At 75.0% G+C, this 5,546-nt stretch carries 6 protein-coding genes; all 6 read right to left on the bottom strand.

Annotated features, from left to right (window positions below; translation table 11 throughout):
* Positions 1–296, bottom strand: a 296-nt coding sequence (locus tag CKO43_RS24845; protein ID WP_200380345.1) for a FecR/PupR family sigma factor regulator, incomplete at its 3' end; no start/stop codon positions are given.
* A 2-nt stretch (positions 297–298) separates the two neighbouring features.
* Positions 299–814, bottom strand: coding sequence for a sigma-70 family RNA polymerase sigma factor (locus CKO43_RS24840; protein WP_200380344.1), 516 nt, complete (start codon positions 812–814; stop codon positions 299–301).
* A 71-nt stretch (positions 815–885) separates the two neighbouring features.
* A complete protein-coding gene (locus tag CKO43_RS24835) occupies positions 886–3,330 on the bottom strand; it encodes a TonB-dependent siderophore receptor (protein ID WP_200380343.1) in 2,445 nt (814 codons plus the stop codon).
* A 114-nt stretch (positions 3,331–3,444) separates the two neighbouring features.
* Complete coding sequence (locus CKO43_RS24830) at positions 3,445–4,431, bottom strand: FecR domain-containing protein (protein WP_346014477.1); 987 nt, start codon at positions 4,429–4,431, stop codon at positions 3,445–3,447.
* A gap of 2 nt (positions 4,432–4,433) precedes the next feature.
* On the bottom strand, positions 4,434–4,997 hold the full coding sequence (locus CKO43_RS24825; protein ID WP_200380342.1) for a sigma-70 family RNA polymerase sigma factor: 564 nt from the start codon (positions 4,995–4,997) through the stop codon (positions 4,434–4,436).
* Positions 4,982–5,263 carry a DUF3325 family protein gene (locus CKO43_RS24820; protein ID WP_200231142.1) on the bottom strand — a complete coding sequence of 94 codons (282 nt, stop codon included), beginning with the start codon at positions 5,261–5,263 and terminating at the stop codon, positions 4,982–4,984. Before CKO43_RS24820 ends, CKO43_RS24825 begins: the two co-directional genes overlap by 16 nt.
* Positions 5,264–5,546: the final 283 nt, after the last annotated feature.

Genomic DNA, 5,546 nt, shown 5'->3' with positions numbered 1-5,546 from the left:
CCACCGATGACGCGGCGCCGGCCGACCGCGATGCGGCGCGCGGCGGACGCACCGGCCAGCGCGGCGTCGGCCCCGCCGGTGCGCAGCGGCTCGAAACGCCGGCCGACGGCCTCGATGTGGGCCCAGGCGCGTGCGTGCAGCGGCGACTGCGCCAGCCAGGCCTGCCAGGCGCGGCGCTCGGCGTCGCCGACGGTCTCGGCGCGCAGCGTCGCGTACCAGAGTGCGGCCTGCTCCAGGCTGGCGTGGTCGACGGCCGGGCCGTCGGCCGGCTGCGGGGCGTTGCGGCCGGCCGCCATGTTCAGGCCAGGCCGGCCTCGATCAGCGCGCACTGCAGCATGGCCTGCGCGACGTACTTCTTGACCATGCGCTCGGACACGCCGAGCGCGGCGGCGATCTCGCGGTAGGGCATGCCGTCGACCTGGGCCATCACGAAGGCGGCGGCGGCACGCGGCGACAGCCGCGCCAGCATCGCGCCGACCTGCAGCAGCGTCTCGACGACGATGGCGCGCTGCTCGGCCGACGGCGCCAGCGCCGCCGGCTGCGCCGCCAGCGCCTGCAGCCAGGCCTGCTCGACCTCGCGCCGGCGCCACAGGTCCACGCACAGGCCATTGGCCATCGTGCGCAGGTAGACACGTGCCGCCGGCGGGCTGTCGAAACGCCGCGGCGCGACCAGCAGGCGCACGAAAGCGTCGTGCGCCAGGTCGGCCGCGTCGGCGGCATTGCCCAGACGCCGCCGCAGCCAGCCCTGCAGCCAGCCGTGGTGGTCGACGTAGAGCGTGCGGAGCTGCTGGTTCAGGGCCTGGTCGGCGGACACGGCGGGCGCGAGCGCGAGGCGTTGTTGCGAATCGTTCGCATTCTATGCCTGCATCACCCGCGCCCGAACGCTCACCAGCGGTAGCCGAACGTCGCCGTCCAGGTGCTCGGCTCGCCATAGCGGCAGCCGTCGGAGCCGGTGCAGGTGAAGAACTCGCGGTCGAACAGGTTGCGCGCGTTCAGCGCCACGGTGGCGCCGCGCAGCGCCGGGCGCAGTTCGCCCAGTTCGTAGCCCAGCATCGCGTCGACCAGCGTGTAGCCGGGCACCTGCGCGCCCCGTTCCGGGATGTTGGTGCGCGCGGTGTAGCGCAGCCCGAGGCCGAGCTTCAGCCCGGCCAGCCCGAAGTCCTGGAAGCGGCGTTCGCTCCAGAGCGAAAACGCCTGCCGCGGCACCATCGCGACCTGCTGGTCGACCTCGTAGGCGAGGCGGCTGCGGCGCACGCGCGCGTCGGTGAAGGCGAAGGCGCCGATCAGCGCCGTCTGCCGCCCCTGCCAGCGCGCCTCGAGTTCGAAGCCGCGCGAACGCACTTCGCCCTGCTGGTACTGGTTGGCGTTGGCGTCGGCGGTGACGACGTCGGTCTGGCGCAGTTCGTAGAGGGCCGCCGCCAGCAGCAGCCGGCTGTCGGCGGGCTGCCAGCGCAGGCCGGCTTCGACCTGGCGCCCGCGGCTGGGCGTGAAGGCTTCGCCGCTCTGCGAGTCGGTGCCGATCTGCGGCTGGAAGGACTGGCTCACGCTCAGGTACGGCGCCCAGCCCGAATCGAACAGGTAGACGACGCCGGCACGGCCGGTGACGTCGTCGTCCTTCTGGCCGCTGCGCGCGCCGCTCAGGTAGCTGCGCGAATGCGAACGGCTGTTGTCATAGCGCGCGCCGGCGGTGAGGGCCCAGCGCCCCAGGCGCATCTGGTCCTGCAGGTACAGGCCGGTCTGCTCGCCCAGGTTGTCGCTGCCGCGGTCGCGCGTGCCGTCGATCGCCGGCGCGCCCGCGCGCACCGGGTCGGCGAGGTCCAGAGCCGACGGCGCGCTGCCGCGCCAGCGGTGCGAGTCGTAAGTGCGGCGGTAGTAATCGATGCCGGCGAGCAGCGAGTGCCTCAGCGCGCCGGTGTCGAAGTCGAAGGCCAGCGAGTTGTCGGCGGTCTGGCCGCTGGAGCGTTCGTCGCGCTGGCTGGCCAGGCGGTACAGCAGACCGCCGCTGACCGGGGCGATGTTGGCCATCATGTAGTCCCAGCGCACGTCGGCGTCGAAGCGGCGCGCGGCGCTGCGCAGCTTCACGCCGTTGGCGAAGCGGTGTTCGAACTCGTAGCCCAGCGCCGTGGTGTCGCTGTCGTAGCGGTCGAAGTCGGGCTCGCCGAGGAACAGCCGGCGCGGCAGCACGCCGCTGGCGACGTCCTGGTACAGCAGCGGCGAGGCGAAGCGCGTGTCCACCGACTGGCGGCTGGCCAGCAGCGTCAGCCGGGTGTCGGCGTCGGGCTGCCAGCTCAGCGCCGGGGCGACGTAGCGCTTGTCGTCGGGCACGTCGTGCACCCAGTTGTCGGCGTCGCGCGCCAGCGCCGTCAGGCGCCAGCTCCAGCGGCCGTCGGCGTCGATGGCGCCGCCGAAGTCGCCCGAGACCTGGCGCCGGTCGTAGCTGCCGAACTCGAGGTTGAGCTCGTTCAGCGGCGTGACGGTCGGCCGCTTGCTGACGGCGTTGACCAGGCCGCCGGGCGAGAGCTGGCCGTAGAGCACAGAGGCCGCGCCGCGCACCAGTTCCAGGCGCTCCAGGCCGTAGGGCTCCATGCCGCCGTCGTAGACGTTGGACTGGTACTTCATGCCGTCGCGCAGCATGCCCAGGTTGCCGTTGGCGACGTTGAAGCCGCGCACCATCAGGTCGTCGACCATGCGGCTGAACACCGCCGACTGCTGGGCGACGCCGGGCGTGTAGCTCAGGCCATCGGCCAGCGACACCGCCTTCTGCGCCGCGAGCTGTTCGGCGCCGACGACCGAGACCGATTGCGGCGTCTCCAGCAGCGCGGTGTCGGTCCGCGAGGCCGAGGCGCTGCGGCGCGCGACATAACCGTCGACCGGGCCGGTCGCGGTCTCATCCTCGCGCCGGCCCTTGGCGCGCAAGGGCGGCAGCGTCGCCGGCGCCGCGCCGGCGCGCTCGGCCGCCGGCAGCAGCGTGTAGGCGCCGTCGCTGCGGCGTGCGGCCTGCAGGCCGCTTCCGGCCAGCAGCGCACGCAGCGCGTCCTCGGGCGCGTAGCGGCCCTGCAGGCCGGGGCTGCGGCGGCCCTGCACCAGCTCGGCGGACGCGGCCAGCAGCAGCCCGGACTCGGCGGCCAGACGCGCCAGCGCCGCGTCGAGCGCGCCGGCCGGGATGCTGTAGGCCCGGTCGGCCTGGGCGCTCGCCGGCTGGGCGCGGGCGCTGTCGGGAAGGACCAGGGCCGCCGCGACAGCGGCGAAGGCGAGCTGCAGCGCCAGTGCGAGCGGCGCCGGGTGCAGGCCGCAGCGCGGCACGGCGGCGCGGGACGAACGGTGGGTCATGGGGGTTCCTCTTGTGGGTGGCAACGGACGCGAGCGCAGGCGGTGCGCGTTCGCGCGCCAGCGCTCTCATGCTGTTGATCGAAGAACCCGGCCGAAAGCGGAACCGCGCCGCGTTCAGCGCCCTGGCGCGGGCTCGACCCGGGTCCACCCGGGCAGCGGCCGGCGCACGCCGATCGGCATCACCGAGGACAGCATCGCCAGCGTGCGCCCGGCGTCGCGCAGCGGGTAGCTGCCGAACACCGGCAACGCGGCGATCTCGGGCGCGAGCGTGATGCGGCCGCGATGCCAGCGCTGCAGTTCGGCGACGACCTGCGCCAGTGGCATCGCACGCGCGATCAGCAGCCCGCGCGTCCAGGCCTCTCGCGCCGGGTCGACCGGCTGCAGCGGGCCGGCGCCAGCGGCGTCGAAGCGCAGCTGCTCGCCGGCTTGCACCCGGCGCACCGTGCCGCCGGCGGCGGCGCGCAGCTCCACCGCGCCGGCATGCACCGCGACCAGGCCGAGGCCGTCGTCCTCCAGCCGCACCGTGAAGCGCGTGCCAAGCGCCCGCAGCCGGCCCTGCGGCAGGTCGACGACGAAGGCGCGCTCGTCGGCACCGGTGCGCACCAGCATTTCGCCGGCCAGGAGCCGCAGCCGGCGCAGCGAGCGGCCGTAGTCCCGGTCGAAGGCGCTGGCGCTGGCCAGCCAGACGCGGCTGCCGTCGGCCAGCACGATCTCGCGCAGCTCGCCGACGGCGCTGCGCTCGTCGGCCCACAGCGCCAGCAGCGGCGCGGCGAGCGCCGGATCGCGCCACAGCGTCCAGCCGGACAGGCCGCCGGCAAGCGCGGCGGCGCCGAACACGACGCCACGCCGGCGCAGCCGCGGCGCCGCGGCCGCCTGCAGAGCCGCGGCAGCCAGGCGAGGGTCAGGCGTGGCGCGGATGGGCGCAAAACGGGAGCCGACGCGCTCGACGAAAGCCCAGGCCTGGCGGTGTTCGGCGGCGGCGTCATACCAGCGCCGCCAGGCCGCGTGCTCGGCCTCGCCGGCGGCGCCGTCGCGCAGGCGCGCGAACCAGTCGGCTGCCTGCTGCAGCGCGCGCTGCGAAGCCGTGGCCTTGCCGTCCACGTTCAGCCCGGCGCGCCGACGCTCGCGGCCGCCTCCAGCAGCAGGCAGTGCAGCATCGCGCGGGCGACGTGCTTGCGCACCATGCGCGCGGACACGCCCAGCTCCTGGCCGACTTCGGCGTCGGTCATGCCACAGGCGACGCCGAGCACGAAGGCACGTGACGTCTTCGGCGGCAGCCGGCGCAGCATCGCGTCGATCTCCTGCAGCGCCTGCAACACCAGCAGTTGCTGCTCGGCCGACGGCGCCAGCGCCTCGGGGCGCGCGGCCAGCGTCTCGCGCCAGGCCTGCTCGACCTCGCGCCGGCGCCACAGGTCCACGCACAGGCCGTTGGCCATCGTGCGCAGGTAGACACGCGCCGCCGGCGGGCTGTCGAAACGCCGCGGCGCGACCAGCAGGCGCACGAAAGCGTCGTGCGCCAGATCGGCCGCGTCGGCGGCATTGCCCAGGCGCCGCCGCAGCCAGTCCTGGAGCCAGCCATGGTGGTCGACGTACAGGCGCGCCAGCGCCTGCGGGCCGGGCGCGTCCGCGGCACCGGCGGCCGCGGGCGGATTCAGCGCCGCCGCCATCGGCTCACACCGGCGACGACGAGGAAGGCCGCGCACGAGGCTGCGCACACCAGCTCCACCCAGGCCAGCCCGGGATGCGGCATCAGGCTGGCGGCGAGCGCGCAGCCGGCGATCAGCAGCAGCGCCAGCAGGCGCCAGCGCCGCGGCCGCCCCGGCGGCGGGGCGACGCCGAACCAGTCCTCGTGGTGGCGGTCCATCGCCAGCGCCAGCAGCACGAAGGCCGGCACCAGCACCAGCACGAACAGACCGAGCGCGCCGCTGCTCATTGGGGCACCCTTCGGCCTGCGGCCGGTCCCGCCGAGCGGGAATGAGCCCCGGACAAGTCCTGAGCGCTCATTGGGGCACCCTTCGGCCTGCCGGCCGGTCCCGCCGAGCGGGAATGAGCCCCGGACAAGTCCTGAGGGCTCACTGGGGCACCCTCCGGCCTGCGGCCGATCCCGCCAGGCGGGAATGAGCCCCGGACAAGTCCTGATGGCTCATGCCACCTCCCCTGCCCGCAGCGCCGGGCGCGCCGGGCGGCCGGTGGCGGACGCGCGCAGCCGCCAGGCC

The organism is Rubrivivax gelatinosus (genome assembly GCF_016583785.1).
GTDB lineage: Bacteria > Pseudomonadota > Gammaproteobacteria > Burkholderiales > Burkholderiaceae_C > Rubrivivax > Rubrivivax gelatinosus_B.
This window is presented reverse-complemented; position numbering and strand designations above follow the sequence as displayed.

Coding starts and splice junctions, on each gene's coding strand:
- CKO43_RS24825 (WP_200380342.1), bottom strand. CDS start 4,997: ATGGCGGCGGCGCTGAATCCGCCCGCGGCCGCCGGTGCCGCGGACGCG.
- CKO43_RS24820 (WP_200231142.1), bottom strand. CDS start 5,263: ATGAGCAGCGGCGCGCTCGGTCTGTTCGTGCTGGTGCTGGTGCCGGCC.
- CKO43_RS24835 (WP_200380343.1), bottom strand. CDS start 3,330: ATGACCCACCGTTCGTCCCGCGCCGCCGTGCCGCGCTGCGGCCTGCAC.